General features: G+C 57.2%; 19 protein-coding genes. 10 read left to right on the plus strand and 9 right to left on the minus strand.

From position 1 onward, the window contains the following. Positions 1-16 precede the first annotated feature (16 nt). Positions 17-493 carry a fasciclin domain-containing protein gene (locus tag AC2FIB_RS02765; protein WP_496722649.1) on the plus strand — a complete coding sequence of 159 codons (477 nt, stop codon included), beginning with the start codon at positions 17-19 and terminating at the stop codon, positions 491-493. A 53-nt stretch (positions 494-546) separates the two neighbouring features. Here the strand turns inward: AC2FIB_RS02765 and AC2FIB_RS02770 are convergent, their stop codons facing one another. Then, positions 547-1,146, minus strand: a complete 600-nt coding sequence (locus tag AC2FIB_RS02770) for a L,D-transpeptidase (protein ID WP_496733144.1) — start codon at positions 1,144-1,146, stop codon at positions 547-549. Between the two features lie 251 nt (positions 1,147-1,397). Here AC2FIB_RS02770 and AC2FIB_RS02775 point away from each other — a divergent pair, with 251 nt between their 5' ends. Further along, on the plus strand, positions 1,398-2,183 hold the full coding sequence (locus AC2FIB_RS02775) for an EF-hand domain-containing protein (protein ID WP_496841709.1): 786 nt from the start codon (positions 1,398-1,400) through the stop codon (positions 2,181-2,183). Positions 2,184-2,249: 66 nt separating this feature from the next. Here AC2FIB_RS02775 and AC2FIB_RS02780 read toward each other — a convergent pair whose 3' ends face one another. Further along, positions 2,250-3,749, minus strand: a complete 1,500-nt coding sequence (locus AC2FIB_RS02780) for a CoA-acylating methylmalonate-semialdehyde dehydrogenase (protein ID WP_108858716.1) — start codon at positions 3,747-3,749, stop codon at positions 2,250-2,252. 104 nt (positions 3,750-3,853) lie between these two features. Here AC2FIB_RS02780 and AC2FIB_RS02785 point away from each other — a divergent pair, with 104 nt between their 5' ends. The 3 genes from AC2FIB_RS02785 to coaD all read left to right on the plus strand — a co-directional run bounded on the left by AC2FIB_RS02785 (position 3,854) and on the right by coaD (position 5,831). Beyond that, complete coding sequence (locus AC2FIB_RS02785; protein ID WP_496733147.1) at positions 3,854-4,756, plus strand: LysR family transcriptional regulator; 903 nt, start codon at positions 3,854-3,856, stop codon at positions 4,754-4,756. A 60-nt stretch (positions 4,757-4,816) separates the two neighbouring features. Then, positions 4,817-5,254: a CBS domain-containing protein gene (locus AC2FIB_RS02790; protein WP_496733148.1), complete on the plus strand. Its 438-nt coding sequence runs from the start codon at positions 4,817-4,819 to the stop codon at positions 5,252-5,254. Positions 5,255-5,339: 85 nt separating this feature from the next. Then, positions 5,340-5,831 (plus strand): pantetheine-phosphate adenylyltransferase, encoded by a 492-nt coding sequence (coaD, locus tag AC2FIB_RS02795; RefSeq protein WP_170412872.1) that lies wholly within the window; start codon positions 5,340-5,342, stop codon positions 5,829-5,831. On the opposite strand, the gene gap (AC2FIB_RS02800) is transcribed toward coaD, so the two are convergent. The 3 genes from gap (AC2FIB_RS02800) to gap (AC2FIB_RS02810) form a co-directional block, all read right to left on the minus strand. After that, on the minus strand, positions 5,823-6,827 hold the full coding sequence (gap, locus tag AC2FIB_RS02800; protein ID WP_496733149.1) for a type I glyceraldehyde-3-phosphate dehydrogenase: 1,005 nt from the start codon (positions 6,825-6,827) through the stop codon (positions 5,823-5,825). The two genes, coaD and gap (AC2FIB_RS02800), sit on opposite strands and share 9 nt — an antisense overlap. 82 nt (positions 6,828-6,909) lie before the next feature. After that, entirely contained in the window at positions 6,910-7,053 is a 144-nt protein-coding gene (locus AC2FIB_RS02805; protein WP_282151119.1) for a hypothetical protein, read from the minus strand. A gap of 71 nt (positions 7,054-7,124) precedes the next feature. Then, positions 7,125-8,126 (minus strand): type I glyceraldehyde-3-phosphate dehydrogenase, encoded by a 1,002-nt coding sequence (gene gap / locus AC2FIB_RS02810; RefSeq protein ID WP_496841710.1) that lies wholly within the window; start codon positions 8,124-8,126, stop codon positions 7,125-7,127. Between the two features lie 181 nt (positions 8,127-8,307). Between gap (AC2FIB_RS02810) and AC2FIB_RS02815 the strand changes: the two genes are divergently transcribed. Continuing rightward, positions 8,308-9,279 carry a DUF808 domain-containing protein gene (locus AC2FIB_RS02815; protein ID WP_496733151.1) on the plus strand — a complete coding sequence of 324 codons (972 nt, stop codon included), beginning with the start codon at positions 8,308-8,310 and terminating at the stop codon, positions 9,277-9,279. 15 nt (positions 9,280-9,294) lie between these two features. Beyond that, positions 9,295-9,681: a hypothetical protein gene (locus AC2FIB_RS02820; RefSeq protein WP_496841711.1), complete on the plus strand. Its 387-nt coding sequence runs from the start codon at positions 9,295-9,297 to the stop codon at positions 9,679-9,681. Between the two features lie 77 nt (positions 9,682-9,758). Here AC2FIB_RS02820 and tkt read toward each other — a convergent pair whose 3' ends face one another. Further along, positions 9,759-11,783: a transketolase gene (tkt, locus tag AC2FIB_RS02825; RefSeq protein ID WP_496733153.1), complete on the minus strand. Its 2,025-nt coding sequence runs from the start codon at positions 11,781-11,783 to the stop codon at positions 9,759-9,761. Between the two features lie 234 nt (positions 11,784-12,017). On the opposite strand from tkt, the gene AC2FIB_RS02830 reads away from it, so the two are divergent. From AC2FIB_RS02830 to AC2FIB_RS02840, 3 genes are read left to right on the plus strand one after another with little or no spacing between them, the layout of a single operon-like run. Next, entirely contained in the window at positions 12,018-12,815 is a 798-nt protein-coding gene (locus AC2FIB_RS02830; protein WP_496695367.1) for a hypothetical protein, read from the plus strand. Continuing rightward, positions 12,815-13,210: a cell division protein ZapA gene (locus AC2FIB_RS02835; protein ID WP_058277846.1), complete on the plus strand. Its 396-nt coding sequence runs from the start codon at positions 12,815-12,817 to the stop codon at positions 13,208-13,210. The genes AC2FIB_RS02830 and AC2FIB_RS02835 overlap by 1 nt, the downstream gene beginning before the upstream one ends. Continuing rightward, positions 13,207-13,557 carry an MliC family protein gene (locus AC2FIB_RS02840; protein ID WP_496841712.1) on the plus strand — a complete coding sequence of 117 codons (351 nt, stop codon included), beginning with the start codon at positions 13,207-13,209 and terminating at the stop codon, positions 13,555-13,557. The genes AC2FIB_RS02835 and AC2FIB_RS02840 overlap by 4 nt, the downstream gene beginning before the upstream one ends. On the opposite strand, the gene grxD is transcribed toward AC2FIB_RS02840, so the two are convergent. The 3 genes from grxD to AC2FIB_RS02855 form a co-directional block, all read right to left on the minus strand. Next, entirely contained in the window at positions 13,558-13,920 is a 363-nt protein-coding gene (gene grxD / locus AC2FIB_RS02845) for a Grx4 family monothiol glutaredoxin (RefSeq protein WP_108858708.1), read from the minus strand. Then, positions 13,907-14,197, minus strand: coding sequence for a hypothetical protein (locus AC2FIB_RS02850; RefSeq protein WP_496733154.1), 291 nt, complete (start codon positions 14,195-14,197; stop codon positions 13,907-13,909). The genes grxD and AC2FIB_RS02850 overlap by 14 nt, the downstream gene beginning before the upstream one ends. Before the next feature lie 250 nt (positions 14,198-14,447). After that, positions 14,448-14,684 carry a BolA family protein gene (locus AC2FIB_RS02855; protein ID WP_058277851.1) on the minus strand — a complete coding sequence of 79 codons (237 nt, stop codon included), beginning with the start codon at positions 14,682-14,684 and terminating at the stop codon, positions 14,448-14,450. Positions 14,685-14,811: the final 127 nt, after the last annotated feature.

Below are 14,811 nucleotides of genomic sequence, written 5' to 3' on the forward strand. Positions count from 1 at the left end.
AGAGGAGATGACAGCCATGTTTCGTCGCACGTTTATGGGCGCCGCCGCCGCAATTGCACTGACCTTGCCTGTAAAGGCGCAGGCTGCAGATATCGTGGACACCGCAGTATCAGCCGGTTCGTTCAACACCCTTGTCGCCGCCGTTCAGGCCGCCGGTTTGGTCGATACGCTGAAAAGCGACGGACCGTTCACCGTTTTCGCGCCAACGGACGAGGCGTTTGCTGCATTGCCCGAAGGCACGGTAGAAACGCTGCTGTTGCCGGAAAACAAAGATCAGTTGGTCGAAATCCTTACCTATCACGTGGTCCCGGCCAAGGTGATGTCGGGTGATATCGCTGGCAAACGTGCGAAGGTGCTTACCGTACAAGGCGACCGTCTGAGCGTGAACGCCAAGAACGGCGTAAAAGTGAACGACGCTAAAGTCGTTCAGGCCGACATCGAAACCAGCAATGGTGTGATCCACGTCGTCGATGCGGTGATCCTGCCGGAATAAGACCCCCATCTGAGAAGAAGAAAGCCCCGGTTCTGATGACCGGGGCTTTTTCGTTAGACTAATCTGACTTGGGTTCCGACTTTTACCAGAGGATAAAGCTCCTCGACATGTTGGTTATACAGGCCAATGCACCCTGACGAGCTTTGGCGTCCGATCTTTCGCGTATCATGAGTTCCGTGCACAAGATAAGCTGGCCAACCTAGATACATGGCGCGTGTACCCAGCGGGTTGCCGGGCTCCCCGCCTTCCATACGAACCGGCAAAAGCGGGTCGCGTTCGCGCATCGAGGCGGTCGGCGTCCAGCTTGGGTTTTCCGCTTTGCGCACAACTTTGGTATAGCCGCGCTTGGTCAGCTCTTCGCTCATCGGTACCGAACTGGGGTACAGCTTGTAGGTGCCATCGGGTCCCCAATAGTGCACCGCGCGGCTTGTGATATCGGCCAGCAAAGCGCCAGCGCCCAGCTGGTCAAAATGGTCCTGCCAGTTCTGTTGCGAGAAGGACGAGACATTGCGGCGCACCGGCAATTGCGTGCCGATCGCCTCTTCTGTTGTTGGGAAAGCATCTGAGCTTTGGGCGCGCAGAAGCGTCGGCGTCGCTAGGACGGACGCAACACCCAGCAAGGCGGTACGACGATTAATACGGGAACTGGACACGGATGCCTCCTGAAGGAATGCTCTATGGTTTCCGGCAATTTAGTAACTGCTGTCCCTCAGGGCCAGATGCTTGGCTTAAATTTTCCGTGAGATTTACACATTTGACGCAGTTTATTGCCTGTCCGGACGGGGGAATACTCGGTGTCCGGACAGGTTTTTGCTGTTTGCGGGACACGGCTTGGGGTATTTTTTCGGGCATGTCTGCTCCAGTTCTAGGGGGCAGGCCCACAGATGTTCGGAGACCGCACGATATGACCAAGAAATCGGAAACCTTGGAAATTCGCGTATCTTATGAGTTGAAAAGCAAGTTGGCAGATCTGAGCGAACAGCGCGGATCGTCGATGAGCGAACTCGTGCGTGGTGTGATCGACCGCGAGCTGGCAGGGCCTTCACCAGACACCGTCGGAGAAGATGAAATGCCCATTCGAACGCTCAGCCGTTTTGCCCCTAAGACGCTCTATCTGCTGCCGGTCTTGTTACTGGCTGGTCTTTATTGGGGGTCTGCCCAAACACCTGCACAAGCAACGCCGATGGCGCGGATCTTCTTTGCCGAGTTGGATCGCGACGGGGATGGGGTGATTACTGAACCGGAATTGTACCAATTCCTGACGGAAGAAGAGGGCCTCATCGTCGGGAATGATTGTGATGCGGCAAAAGAATCCTGCACACCAGAGGCTATTGCAGCCGAGGAGATCGATCGGGCGGATTCCAACGCAGATGGTCACGTCGAATATTCTGAATTCGAAATCTTCTATCTGGCAGAGCGGGCGGTGGAGTTTCTCGAATATGATGCCGACGAAAATGGCGTGGTGTCCCCGGATGAATTTGTGGCCATGGAAGTGCGGGATCTCATCGAGTTCCCCGATCCGGAAATGGATGAGCCGCTGTCGGCCGAATGCTTGACCATGGTTGAAAGCGACAAGATCGAAGGCATTGCCAAAGCTTGTATCCCTGCGCACGAGCTGCGGATGGTCATGGCCGAGTTTGACGCGAATTTTGATGGCAGAGTCACATTGCGCGAATTTCTACAGAACTGACCCCTCGCCGCGCAACGAAAAAGGCCGCCCAACGGGGCGGCCTTTTGAATTTGTTTGGGTGGGAAATCAGTCCATCGCTTTGAAGTTGAATTCGCCACCTTCTTTGATGCCCGACGGCCAGCGCGCTGTGACGGTTTTCGTGCGGGTGTAGAACTTGAAGCTATCCGGACCGTGCTGGTTCAGGTCACCAAACATAGATTTTTTCCAGCCGCCAAAGGTGTGGTAGGCCAGCGGAACAGGGATCGGAACGTTGATCCCGACCATGCCGATATTCACACGGCTGGCAAAGTCGCGCGCGGTGTCGCCATCGCGAGTGAAGATTGCAGTGCCGTTGCCGTACTCGTGATCCATCGCCAGTTTCAGTGCTTCTTCATAAGAGCCTGCGCGCACGGTCGACAGAACCGGGCCAAAGATCTCTTGCTTGTAGATGTCCATCTCGGGCGTCACGTTATCGAACAGGTGTGGGCCGACAAAGAAGCCGTCCTCATAGCCCTGCAAGCTGAAGTCGCGGTTATCAACAACCAGCTTCGCGCCTTGTTCTACGCCCGAGTTGATCAGACCAAGAATACGCTCTTTGGCAGCACCGGTTACAACTGGGCCCATGTCGACGTCATCGCCGGCGGTGTAGGGGCCGACCTTCAGCTTTTCAACGCGTGGAATCAGCTTTTCGATCAGTGCGTCGGCTGTTTCTTCGCCAACGGGCACAGCAACCGAGATGGCCATGCAGCGTTCGCCCGCCGCGCCAAACCCGGCACCGACCAAAGCGTCGGCCGCCTGATCCAGATCCGCGTCAGGCATGACGATCATGTGGTTCTTGGCGCCGCCGAAACACTGCGCGCGCTTACCGTTCGCAGTCGCGCGGGAATAGATGTATTGCGCGATCGGGGTCGAGCCAACAAAGGACACGCCCTGAATGGTATCGCTGTCCAGCAGAGTGTCCACGGCCTCTTTGTCGCCATTGACGACCTGGAAGACGCCCTTGGGCAGGCCGGCTTCGACAAACAGCTCTGCTAGCATCAGGGGAACGGAGGGATCACGCTCGGACGGTTTCAGAACCACTGCGTTGCCGCAGGCCAGGGCAGGGCCTACGTGCCAAAGCGGCATCATGGCTGGGAAGTTGAACGGCATAATGGATGCAACAACACCCAGCGGCTGCCGCATGGAATACATGTCGATGCCAGGGCCTGCGCTGTCGGTGAACTCTCCCTTCAGCATCTGCGGTGCGGCGATGCAGTATTCGATCACTTCCAGACCGCGCTGCAAGTCGCCCTTGGCGTCTGGGATGGTTTTGCCATGCTCGCGGCTGAGCGCCTCGGCCAGTTTGTCCATGTCGCGGTTCATCAGGTGAACCATGGCCATCATGACACGTGCGCGTTTCTGTGGATTGGTTGCACCCCAGGTAAGCTGCGCGGCGGCTGCGCTTTCGATTGCCGCCGTGGTTTCAGCAGCACTTGCCATCGGGCACTTGTACTGAACCTCGCCAGTGGCGGGGTTAAAGACGTCGTCAAATCGTCCTGAGGTTCCGGCGACATTCTCGCCGTTGATGAAATGGGACAGCTCGGTCATTGCAGATCTCCTCCGATGCGTTTGTGCGCACAATAGGCTTGCATAAATTGCTTGAATAGAGGCAATGTCCCAAAGATGTTTTGCAAAAATGCAAAGGGCGGGGCGTGACACCAAACTGGGATGATATGCGGGTCTTTCTGGCCGTCGCGCGCGAAGAAAGCCTTTCGGCTGCCGGGCGTCAGCTCAAGATAGACCCAGCCACCGTCGGGCGGCGGATTGCTCGGTTGGAAGCCTCATTGGAAGCCCCCCTGTTTACCAAGTCGCAACAAGGCTACCTTTTGACCGCTGCGGGCGAACGCCTGATGGAACACGGGCTGAAAGCCGAAGAGGCGATGCGCGCGGCAGCTGGCGCGATGGCGGGCACGTCGAAAACGCTCAGCGGACAAATACGGATTGGCGCGCCGGACGGGTCGGCCAACTATCTTTTGCCGCAGGTCTGCGCGAAAATCAGCGATGCAAACCCCGATCTGGATATTCAGATTCTGGCCCTGCCGCGCGTGATCAACCTGTCCCGGCGCGAGGCTGATATGGCGGTGACCGTCAGTGCACCAACAGCTGGGAGCCTTCTGGTCCAGAAAATCACCGATTACAAACTGCACCTTGTTGCGACGCGCGACTATCTGGCCTCTTACCCGGCAATCCGTTCGATCCAGGACCTGAGTGGCCATCGCATGATTGGCTACATTCCGGATATGATCTTTGACCGCGAGCTGGATTATCTAGTGGATATCGGTGTTGACCGTGTCGCGCTTGCATCGAATTCGGTGTCGGTTCAGCTGCGGCAGGCCACGCTTGGAACGGGGGTTTGTGTGGCGCATGACTTCACCTTGCCGTTTCATCCCAACCTGCAGAAAATCCTGGCGGATCAGGTGAGTTTGACCCGGAGTTTTCACCTGGTGCGACATCAGGGCGATCAGCGGAATGAAAGATTGAACCGGTTTGCGCAGGCCTTGACGCAGGGTATTCGGGAAGAGGTTGAGCGGCTTGAGGCTCAAGTGTCACCTTGACAGGTTTAAGCATTCCGGCAACGCTTTGGAAAACAGGACATTATTTCGGAGGTTACGCTTATGCTCGTTCAGGCCATTCTGAAATCCAAGGCCACCGGAGGGGTCGAGACAGTCAGCCCGACAATCACTGTGGCTGACGCCTCGAAAATCCTGGCCGAAAAACGGATCGGGACGGTTGTTGTATCAGAAGATGGCGGCGAAACGGCATCTGGCATCCTTTCCGAGCGGGACATCGTAAGGGAGCTGGCCGCAAGCGGCAGTGGTTGCCTGGCGAAGCCAGTCAGCGCCTATATGACCCGTAACCTTGTGACAGCCACTCAGCAGGACACGGTTCAGGATATCATGACCCGCATGACCGAAGGACGATTTCGCCACATGCCCGTTGTCGAAGATGGCAAGCTGGTGGGGATCGTCACACTGGGCGACGTGGTAAAGGCGCAGCTGGCAGAACTGGCTATGGAAAAAGACGCGCTGCAAGGCATGATCATGGGGCATTGAGGCCCTTGAACCCCAAAGCTGCCTCTTGCACCTGCGGCGAAGTTATGTTTGCTTGCGCAGAAATTTTATTGCGCAGGAGGCCGCGATGAGGGTTGGATTATATCCCGGAACATTCGATCCAATCACCTTGGGTCATATCGATATCATTCGCCGTGCGGCTGCTTTGGTGGACAAACTCGTCATTGGCGTTGCGATCAACCGCGATAAGGGGCCTTTGTTCTCGCTCGAGGAACGCGTTGCGATGATCGAGGCGGAATGTGCTCATCTGACCGAGCAAACGGGAACCGAAATCGTTGCGCATCCCTTTGAAAACCTGCTGATCGACTGCGCCCGTGATGTTGGGGCGCAGATCATTGTCCGCGGGCTGCGGGCTGTTGCGGATTTTGAGTATGAATTCCAGATGGTCGGAATGAACCGGGCATTGGACGACTCGATCGAGACGGTCTTCCTGATGGCCGAGGCGCGGCATCAGGCCATTGCCTCCAAGTTGGTTAAGGAAATCGCCCGGTTGGACGGGGACGTGTCGAAATTCGTCACGCCCCGCGTCAATGCTGCGCTGCGTGACCGTTTAGGATAGGGCTCCCATCGCCGCGGCGGTGTCTAGCATCCGGTTCGAAAAACCCCATTCGTTGTCATACCACGCCAGCACACGCACCAGTGTGCCGTCGGTCACCTTGGTTTCCGGCAATGAAACGGTCGAACTGTGTGGGTCGTGGTTAAAATCCACCGAGACCAACGGGCGGTTCTCTGCCGCCAGAACTCCGGGGATTCTGGCTGCGGCTTCGGTAAACAGCGCGTTGACTTCTTCTTCCGTTGTCGGGCGCGAGACTTCGGCGACCAGATCAACCACGGACACGTTCGGGGTTGGGACACGAATAGCCTGACCTGTCAGTTTTCCGGCCAATTGCGGCAAGACGAGGCCAACGGCAGAGGCCGCGCCTGTTGTGGTCGGAATCATCGACAATGCTGCCGCGCGGGACAGGTATGGGTCTTTCCCGGCAGTGTCGTGGACGGGTTGGCTGGCTGTGTAGGCGTGAACCGTGGTCATGTTGCCATGCACAATGCCAAGCCCTGCATCCAGTGCTGCGGCAACCGGTGACAAGCAATTGGTCGTGCAAGACGCGTTGGACACCACGTTATCTTCAGCCGTCAGCTCGTGATCGTTGACGCCGAACACAATCGTTTTTACCGCGCCATCGCCGCGGGCTGGGGCCGAGATCAAAACCTTCTTCGATCCGTTCGTGAAATGGCGGGATGCAGCTTCGCGTGTGCGGAATACGCCAGTGCATTCCAGAACGACGTCCACATCGGACCAATCCAGTTTTTCCGGCTCGCGTTCGCTGCTCAGGCGGATCGGACCGTTTCCAACGTCCAGGCCTGCCTCGGTTAAAGTGACCGGTTTGCCGTACCGGCCATGGACGCTGTCGAATTCGAACAAATGCGCGTTCATTTCCGGCTTCGCCAAGTCGTTTATCGCAACGATTTCAACGTCCGTCCGCCCGGATTCCATGACGGCCCGCAGCACGCCGCGTCCGATCCGTCCAAATCCGTTGATTGCCAGCTTGAGTGTCATGTCCTGCTCCGTGCGAATTGCGGCCAATATGAAGTTAGCGCTAACAAAGCCAGATCAGAGAAAAAGTCAAGCAAAACCTCAGTCAACGCCAGAAGGCGAGCCAGTCCAGAAAGAAGTAGAGTTTCTTGCCAAGGAACACGAATTGTTCGGTTCCAAAGAGGGCATAGCTGATAACGAACAAGCCCAGAATGAGCAGGGCAAGCCAAATGGCGATTTGATTTGTCATGCTAGCCCCGGACGAAAACGCCCGCCCAGTTAACCTGAGCGGGCGAAAAGGTTCAAGATTTCAAAGCAACCTTAGTTAAGGCGACCCATGGCAACTGCAACGTCTGCCATGCGGACCGAGAACGCCCATTCGTTGTCGTACCATGCCAGAACGCGGACCATGCGGTCGCCGACCACGCGGGTCTGATCGGGTGCGAAGATCGAGCTTTCTTCGGTGTTGTTGAAATCGGTCGAAACCAGCGGAGCGGGCTCATAGCCCAGAACGCGCTGCATCGAACCCTGCGAGGCCTCGCGTACGATGGCGTTCACTTCTTCTACCGTTACATCACGTACGGCGCGGAATGTCAGATCAACCGCAGAAACATTCGGGGTCGGAACACGAATGGCCGAACCATCCAGGCGACCTTTCAGGTTGGGCAGAACCTCGCCCAGTGCTTTCGCGGCACCTGTTGAGGTCGGGATCATCGACATCGCGGCAGCACGGGCGCGGTACAAATCGCTGTGACGGCGGTCCAGGGTCGGCTGGTCGCCGGTATAAGCATGGATCGTGGTCATGATGCCGTTCTCGATGCCGATGCCCTCATCCAGTACCTTGGCAAGCGGAGCAAGGCAGTTCGTGGTGCACGAGCCGTTCGAGACCATTTTGTCATCGGCCACAAGGCTGTTGTGGTTTACACCATAGACGATGGTCTTATCGACGTTTTTGCCCGGGGCAGACAGCAGTACCCTTTGTGCACCGCGATCCAGGTGCGTTTTGGCTTTCAGACCGTCATTGAATTTACCGGTGCATTCCAGAACGACATCGCAGCCATCCCAGTCCAGTTCGTTCATGTCATAGGTCGAGAACATCTCCATCGGGCCGCGGCCCAGATCCATGGTTTTGCCATCGATTGCGACATCGCGGGGGAAACGTCCGTGGACACTGTCATACTTTAGCAGGTGCGCTGTGGTTTCCAGCGGGCCGGTTGCGTTGACCTTGATCACTTCGATGTCGTTGCGGGCGGATGCCGCGATATGCGACAACGTGCAGCGGCCAATGCGGCCAAAACCATTGATACCGACCTTGATGGTCATGTGCTGTCTCCAAATGCGCTTGCGTTGGACGCCATATAGCTGTCAAAGCGCTTTCTCAAAAGACCAAAAGTGACATATTTTTAACGTGTTAGCGCAAACCTGCGCCGGTTGCGCTAACGCTTGCGCTAGCCGTCGGATCGGGTAGGCTCCGGTTGTGGCAGGTGAAGTGAAAGGAAACACCATGAGCGGTCTGTTGGCCCTATTGGATGACGTAGCAGGTATTGCAAAGGTTGCGGCCTCGTCCGTGGACGATGTGGTCGCGGCGGCCGGAAAGGCGGGTGCAAAGACCGCTGGTGTGATCATCGACGATGCCGCAGTGACCCCGAAATACGTTCAAGGATTCGCCCCGGCGCGCGAGTTGCCCATCATTTGGCGCATCGCGCGTGGCTCCATATTCAACAAGATTATCCTGCTGCTGCCGGTTGCTTTGCTACTTGCAAATTTTGCTCCGTGGTTGATTACGCCTTTGTTGATGATCGGCGGCTCTTACCTGTGTTTCGAAGGGGCCGAGAAGATATTTCATGTCCTATTCCCTCATGGCAGTCACGTTATCGACGAAGACATGGCCATTCGCGACCCCGGCCACCTGGAAGAGCAAAAGGTCAAAGGCGCGATCAAGACGGATTTTATCCTTTCGGCTGAAATCATGACGATTGCGCTGGCCGCGATTGAGGCCCCAAACCTATGGATGCAGGCCGCGACCTTGGCGGTTGTGGGGATCGGTGTCACCGTGGCGGTCTACGGGTCAGTTGCCCTGATCGTGAAGATGGACGATGTCGGGCTGTACCTCGCGCAAAACGCACCGACACCGATTGGGCGAGGGCTGGGGCGCGGGTTGGTCAAAGCTATGCCGGTTGTCATGAAAATCCTGTCCATAATCGGCACCGCCGCGATGTTGTGGGTCGGCGGTTCCATCATCATTCACGGGATGGAGGTTCTGGGCTTTGGGTGGCTGGGACACCACATCCACGACTGGGCCTATGCCATTGGTCATTCCGTGTCTGAGCAGTGGACCGGTGTTGTTGAATGGGTATCCAAGGCGACGATGGACGGTGTGTTCGGTCTGGCATGGGGGTTTGCTCTGATCCCGGTGGCGACAAAGGTGGTCGGGCCGATGATCGGGATGTTTTCAAAGAAGACTGATGCCCATTGAATTGAGAATCCTGAAATGAGTGACCTGAGCCATTTGCCGGCTTATCGACCGGTTCAGAGTTGGGTCCGCATACAATTGAAGGGGCGCGCAGCCAAACGCAAAACGGCGGCCTTGTCGGCCATGAACCTTGGCGTGGAACAAATGCCGTTTGAACCGCTCAGGCTTTACCAGGTACTGTATTTCCGGATCGACACGGCGGAGACTGCGGCCCGACGCGCCAAGTGGGCAGGGGGGCGATTGTTTAACCTGCTCAGCGGCCAGTCGGCGCAATTCATTCCGCTATATGGAACGCATGTTAGGCAGGTTTTGTCTGCTGCAGGGCTGAACGTGCCGATGGGATTGTGCCAGCAGAACGGTATGAGTTGCGGTTGGATTATGCGAAACGGGCCTATACGGCGTTGAAGGCCGAGCTAAAGCAGCCAAAATAGGAAAGGGCGGCCAAAGCCGCCCTTTTTGTATCTGGCTGATGAGCCGAGCGTTTATTGACCCAGCAGTTCCTTGACCTTGGCCACTGTCGCCTCGGCGGTGATGCCGAAATGCTTGTACAGTTCACCGGCTGGGGCCGACGCACCGAAGCTGGACATGCCGATGAAGCCGGCTTTGGCTTCGCGACCACGTTCACCCAGCAACCAGCGATCCCAGCCACCGGCGCGAACGGCGGCCTCAATACCAACGCGGACGGGTCCACCTGGCAGGACGCGCTTTCGATAGGCTTCATCCTGCTTGGCGAACAGCTCCATCGAGGGCATTGAGACGACGCGGGTGCCAATGCCTTCAGCCTCAAGCATCGCTTTGGCTTCCATCGCCAGCGATACTTCGGACCCGGTGGCGATCAGGATGGCCTGACGTTTGCTGTCCGCGTCGGCCAGAACATACGCGCCCTGTGCGGTCAGGTTCTTGGTCTTGTGTTCTTTGCGAACCGTCGGCACGCCCTGACGGGTCAGCGACAGAACCGAAGGGCTGTCCTTGAACGTCAGCGCCAGTTCCCATGCCTCAGCCGTTTCAACCACATCGGCTGGACGGAACACATAAGTATTCGGCGTCGCGCGCGAGATGGCCAGATGCTCAACCGGCTGGTGGGTCGGGCCGTCTTCGCCCAGACCAATCGAGTCGTGGGTCATCACGAAGACCGTAGGCACCTTCATCAAAGCGGCCAAACGCATCGAAGGGCGGGCATAGTCGGTGAACGCCATGAACGTGCCGCCATATGGGCGGATACCGCCGTGCAGCGCCATACCGTTCATCGCTGCGGCCATTCCGTGCTCACGGATACCATAGTGAATATAGCGACCCTTGCGGTTTTCCGGCAGGAATACGCCCATATCCGCAGATTTGGTGTTGTTCGACCCGGTCAAGTCGGCCGAACCGCCAACGGTCTCGGGCATGATCGGGTTCACGACGTTCAGAACCTTTTCCGAAGACGCGCGGGTGGCGAGTTTCGGCTGATCTTCTGACATCTGCTTTTTGAACGAACGGATCGCACCGGCCAGTTTCTTGGGTGCATCAAACGCATAGGCGCGGTTGAATTCGGCCTGTTTGCGTTCGGAAATCTGCGCGAAACGCTCTTCCCATTCGGCGCGTTCAGCCGCGCCACGGGCCCCGATGGCCTCCCAAGCCGATTTGACGTCAGCAGGGACCACGAAGGCGTCATGGGGCCAGCCATAGCCGTCTTTGGCGGCTTTCAGCTGATCCTGATCGGTCAATGCGCCGTGACCTTTGGAGGTATCCTGTGCGGCGTGACCCAGCGCGATATGGCTTTCGCAGGCGATCATGGATGGTTTGTTCGATGATTTGGCTTGTACTATGGCCGCATCAATCGCGATCGGATCATGGCCATCGATCTCAATCACGTTCCAGCCCGAAGCCTTGAAACGGCGCACCTGATCGGTTCGATCGGCAATATCCACGGTGCCGTCGATGGTGATGTTGTTGTTGTCCCAGAAAACAATCAGCTTGCTCAGCTCATGACGGCCAGCCAGAGTGATGGCTTCCTGGCTGACGCCTTCCATCAGGCAGCCGTCGCCCGCAATCACGTAAGTGTAATGATCGACGACTTTTTTGCCGTAATGCGCGCGCTGAATTTCTTCGGCCATGGCAAAACCCACGGCGTTCGAGATACCTTGTCCCAGCGGGCCGGTCGTGGTTTCAATCCCGTCCACCAGGAAGTTTTCCGGGTGGCCTGCAGTTTTCGCACCCAGCTGGCGGAAGTTCTTGATCTCGTCCAGCGTCACGTCCGCATGACCGGTGAGATACAGCAGAGAATAGACCAGCATCGAACCGTGACCAGCAGACAGGATGAACCGGTCACGATCAGGCCAGTTCGGGGCCGAGGCGTCAAATTTCAGGTGCTTTTCAAACAGCACGGTCGCAACGTCGGCCATGCCCATTGGCATACCGGAATGGCCGGAATTGGCGGCAGCGACGGCGTCAAGGGTCAGGGTGCGGATAGCCGCAGCCTTGTTCCAGTGTTCAGGATTGGCATTGCGCAGCGCAGTCAGGTCCACGGGCGTTGTTCCTTTGGATTACAGGCAGATGAGGCGCTCAATACCATCCACCCCCCAAAGTGCAAGTGGAACCGGGGGTTGCGTCGCGTTCGTGGTTCAAGAATGCTGTCCAAGTGATTGAAAGCAAACAGTGGGTATTTTCCGTTTCATTCGGTTAGACTAGGCCAATACCCGGCCTGTATTGATTCGGACAGGCCGCGAAAAAGTGAACCTTGGTAAAGAGGTGGCAGGGGCATGAGCCAGATCGAAGAATTACAGCGCCGTATCGTTGCCGCGATGGAGAGGATTGGAACCGGTGTTGACGCCCTGCGTGACACGGTGCCCGCAAGTGGCGGTGATGACACCGCTTTGCACACGGCATTGGAAGACGAGCGCGTCGCCAATGCGCAGTTGGAAGAGCGGCTGAAATCCCTCAAGGAACGGCACGAGAAGGAAGTCGACGCGATGCGCGCCGACATGGATGCGCTGAAAGCAACGACAGCCGAAGATCCTGAAAACGGCGCGTTGCGTCAGCAGCTTACAGAGGCCACCGCCAAATTGGCGGCGGTCGAAGCGGCCAGGGCCGAGTTGGCAGAGGCTAAAGCTGCATTGGAAAACCAGGACGAACTGGTTGTTCTCAAGACAGAAAACGATGAACTTAAAGCGGTTGTGAGCAAAACGCAGTCGCTTGAAGATGAGAATAAAAAGTTGCGGTCCGAATTGGCCGACAGCGAGCGTGTTGCGGAGTTAAGCGCAGAGCTTGAGATGTTGCGTGCGGAACGTGCCAGCCACGGCGCGGCCATGTCGCGTTTGGATGATGATCTTCAACGTATGCGCAAGGCGAACGAACAACTGCGCAACTCGGTGGATGAATTGCGGGCGGCCAGCAAGGACGGTCTGGCCGATGCCGAGCTGTTGAACCGCGCGACTGTGGCCGAACTTGAGGCGACAAAGGCTGCACAGGCAACCGACGCTGCCGAAGCTCAGGCTGTACTGGCCCGGCTGGAGCCGTTGCTGTCGCAGGCAAAGCTGGCTGAGGGAGAGGTAGAGTAATGCCCGAATTGACCATTCATATCGGTGGCCGTGGTTTTGACGTTTCCTGCCAGGACGGTGAAGAGCCATTTCTGCAATCTGCGGCGAAAATGCTGGATGACGAAGCGCAGGTTTTGTCTGATCAGATCGGTCGGATGCCCGAAGCACGCATGCTGTTGATGGCTGGGCTGATGCTGGCCGACAAGACCGCCGCGACAGATGACAAGCTCAAACGGGCAGAGGCCAAGCTGGCCGAAGTTGAAGCCGAATTGCAAAGCCTGCGCAACCGGCCCGAGCCCGAGCCTGAAAGGATTGAAGTGGCGGTCGTCCCGCCTTCGGTCACGGACACACTGGCCGAACTGGCCGCACGCGCTGAGGCCTTGGCCTCGGTGGTTGAGGAGAATACGGCGAAATGAATGCGTTGAAAACGGTAGCGTTGGCCGGATTGTTCGGTCTACCAGGGGGCTTGGCCTGGGCGGACATGGATATCCTGCCGGTTAGCTTCGCCTGCCAGAATGGCATTGAGTTGCAGGTTGCGTATTTCAATGCGTCCGACGGCTCCGGTGCGGCGGCGATGATGGTAGACAACCAATTGGTTGCCTTGCAGCAAGTGCCCAGCGGATCAGGTATTCGCTATGAATCCAAAGGAGAGACCGGGTCGTATATCCTTCGGTCAAAAGGGTGGGATGCGACCGTCAGCTTTCTGGCGGCCAGTGGGGCCACCAGTGAGCAGGTTGTTCTGGAGAATTGCAGCAGTCGCTGATCAGGCGTTTGCTTCGCGAATTTTGTCAGCTGCTTCTTTGTTGAATTCGACACCATTTTCGTCAAACAGCGTGTCCAATTCGCCCGACAGGGTCATCTCGGTGATGATGTCGCAACCGCCGACGAATTCACCTTTGACGTACAGCTGTGGCACGGTCGGCCAGTCAGAATAATCCTTGATGCCCTGACGAACCTCTTCGTCGGCCAGAACATTAACATCGGCATATTCAACGCCCATGTAGTTCAGCACGCCGGCCACGCGGGACGAGAACCCACATTGGGGCATCTCTTTGGTGCCTTTCATGTAGAGCACCACATCGTTGGCTTTGACGGTTTCGTTGATCTGAGTCTTAACGTCGGTCATCTTGCTTGTCCTTTTCACCCGCGTCGGGGGCGGTCGTTTCATCCTTTGGCGGGTCCGGGACCCATCCTTCTTCTTCTAGTCGCCGATGCTCGGCCTGTGCCAGGGCCAGCGGATCCAGCCCGTATCTTTCAATGCCGCCGACCTTGCTGATCTTGTCCGGGTCCGGGCGCATGTCGGCCAGCTTACGCTTTCTGTTGCGCTTCACATAGGATTCGATAAGTGCCGCGGCAACTATCAATGCTGCAATGATGCCTATCCAGAAGAGCCAGCCGTTCATTTTTGGGGAGCCATTGTCTTTGCGTATTGCTGCGGATCACGCGGAACAACTATCGCACTCACCGCGCCCCCCCTGCCTCCGTCCATCGTTGAGGCGACCACGCTGGCATTCTGACTGGGGGTCGCCCCTTTGCGTCCACGCGTGATGGGTCTTCGTGCAGAGCGGCTACGCCTGACAATGGCGACGACATAAATACCGACGATGCCGACAAACACGGCGCCCCAAAGCGAATATGCCCAAAAAGCCGTGCTCACTCAGGCACTTTCGTGGTCAGCGCCAGAGCGTGTAACTCGCCGTCCGCGCCGTCCATCTTGCCCTTCAGGGCCGCATAGACCGCGCGCTGCTGTTGCACCCGGTTTTTCCCGCGAAAGCTTTCGTCCACGACCATTGCGGACATATGCACGCCATCGCTGCCGCCAACCTGAATTTCCGCATCCGGAAAGGTTTCACGCAGTAGGGCTTCGATTTCGTGGGCGCTCATCGGCATGTAGGTTTCTCCTGAAGGTCTTTCTCAAGATGTAGAGCGCCCGGACGGGGCGTGCAAGGGGAGGATAGAGGCCCTGAAACGACAAAACCTGCGCCGGGACAGGCGCAGGTTTCATTTTGCAAATATT

It is taken from the genome of Ruegeria sp. YTSA072, from assembly GCF_059610285.1.

What these genes read in the sequence shown, in the direction of transcription:
- AC2FIB_RS02850 (WP_496733154.1), bottom strand. Translation starts at nt 14,197, where the DNA reads ATGAACGGCTGGCTCTTCTGGATAGGCATCATTGCAGCATTGATAGTT.
- AC2FIB_RS02815 (WP_496733151.1), top strand. Translation starts at nt 8,308, where the DNA reads ATGAGCGGTCTGTTGGCCCTATTGGATGACGTAGCAGGTATTGCAAAG.
- AC2FIB_RS02820 (WP_496841711.1), top strand. Translation starts at nt 9,295, where the DNA reads ATGAGTGACCTGAGCCATTTGCCGGCTTATCGACCGGTTCAGAGTTGG.
- gap (WP_496733149.1), bottom strand. Translation starts at nt 6,827, where the DNA reads ATGACACTCAAGCTGGCAATCAACGGATTTGGACGGATCGGACGCGGC.
- AC2FIB_RS02765 (WP_496722649.1), top strand. Translation starts at nt 17, where the DNA reads ATGTTTCGTCGCACGTTTATGGGCGCCGCCGCCGCAATTGCACTGACC.
- AC2FIB_RS02805 (WP_282151119.1), bottom strand. Translation starts at nt 7,053, where the DNA reads ATGACAAATCAAATCGCCATTTGGCTTGCCCTGCTCATTCTGGGCTTG.
- AC2FIB_RS02835 (WP_058277846.1), top strand. Translation starts at nt 12,815, where the DNA reads ATGCCCGAATTGACCATTCATATCGGTGGCCGTGGTTTTGACGTTTCC.
- AC2FIB_RS02830 (WP_496695367.1), top strand. Translation starts at nt 12,018, where the DNA reads ATGAGCCAGATCGAAGAATTACAGCGCCGTATCGTTGCCGCGATGGAG.
- AC2FIB_RS02775 (WP_496841709.1), top strand. Translation starts at nt 1,398, where the DNA reads ATGACCAAGAAATCGGAAACCTTGGAAATTCGCGTATCTTATGAGTTG.
- grxD (WP_108858708.1), bottom strand. Translation starts at nt 13,920, where the DNA reads ATGACCGACGTTAAGACTCAGATCAACGAAACCGTCAAAGCCAACGAT.
- gap (WP_496841710.1), bottom strand. Translation starts at nt 8,126, where the DNA reads ATGACCATCAAGGTCGGTATCAATGGTTTTGGCCGCATTGGCCGCTGC.
- AC2FIB_RS02855 (WP_058277851.1), bottom strand. Translation starts at nt 14,684, where the DNA reads ATGCCGATGAGCGCCCACGAAATCGAAGCCCTACTGCGTGAAACCTTT.
- AC2FIB_RS02840 (WP_496841712.1), top strand. Translation starts at nt 13,207, where the DNA reads ATGAATGCGTTGAAAACGGTAGCGTTGGCCGGATTGTTCGGTCTACCA.
- AC2FIB_RS02780 (WP_108858716.1), bottom strand. Translation starts at nt 3,749, where the DNA reads ATGACCGAGCTGTCCCATTTCATCAACGGCGAGAATGTCGCCGGAACC.
- coaD (WP_170412872.1), top strand. Translation starts at nt 5,340, where the DNA reads ATGAGGGTTGGATTATATCCCGGAACATTCGATCCAATCACCTTGGGT.
- AC2FIB_RS02790 (WP_496733148.1), top strand. Translation starts at nt 4,817, where the DNA reads ATGCTCGTTCAGGCCATTCTGAAATCCAAGGCCACCGGAGGGGTCGAG.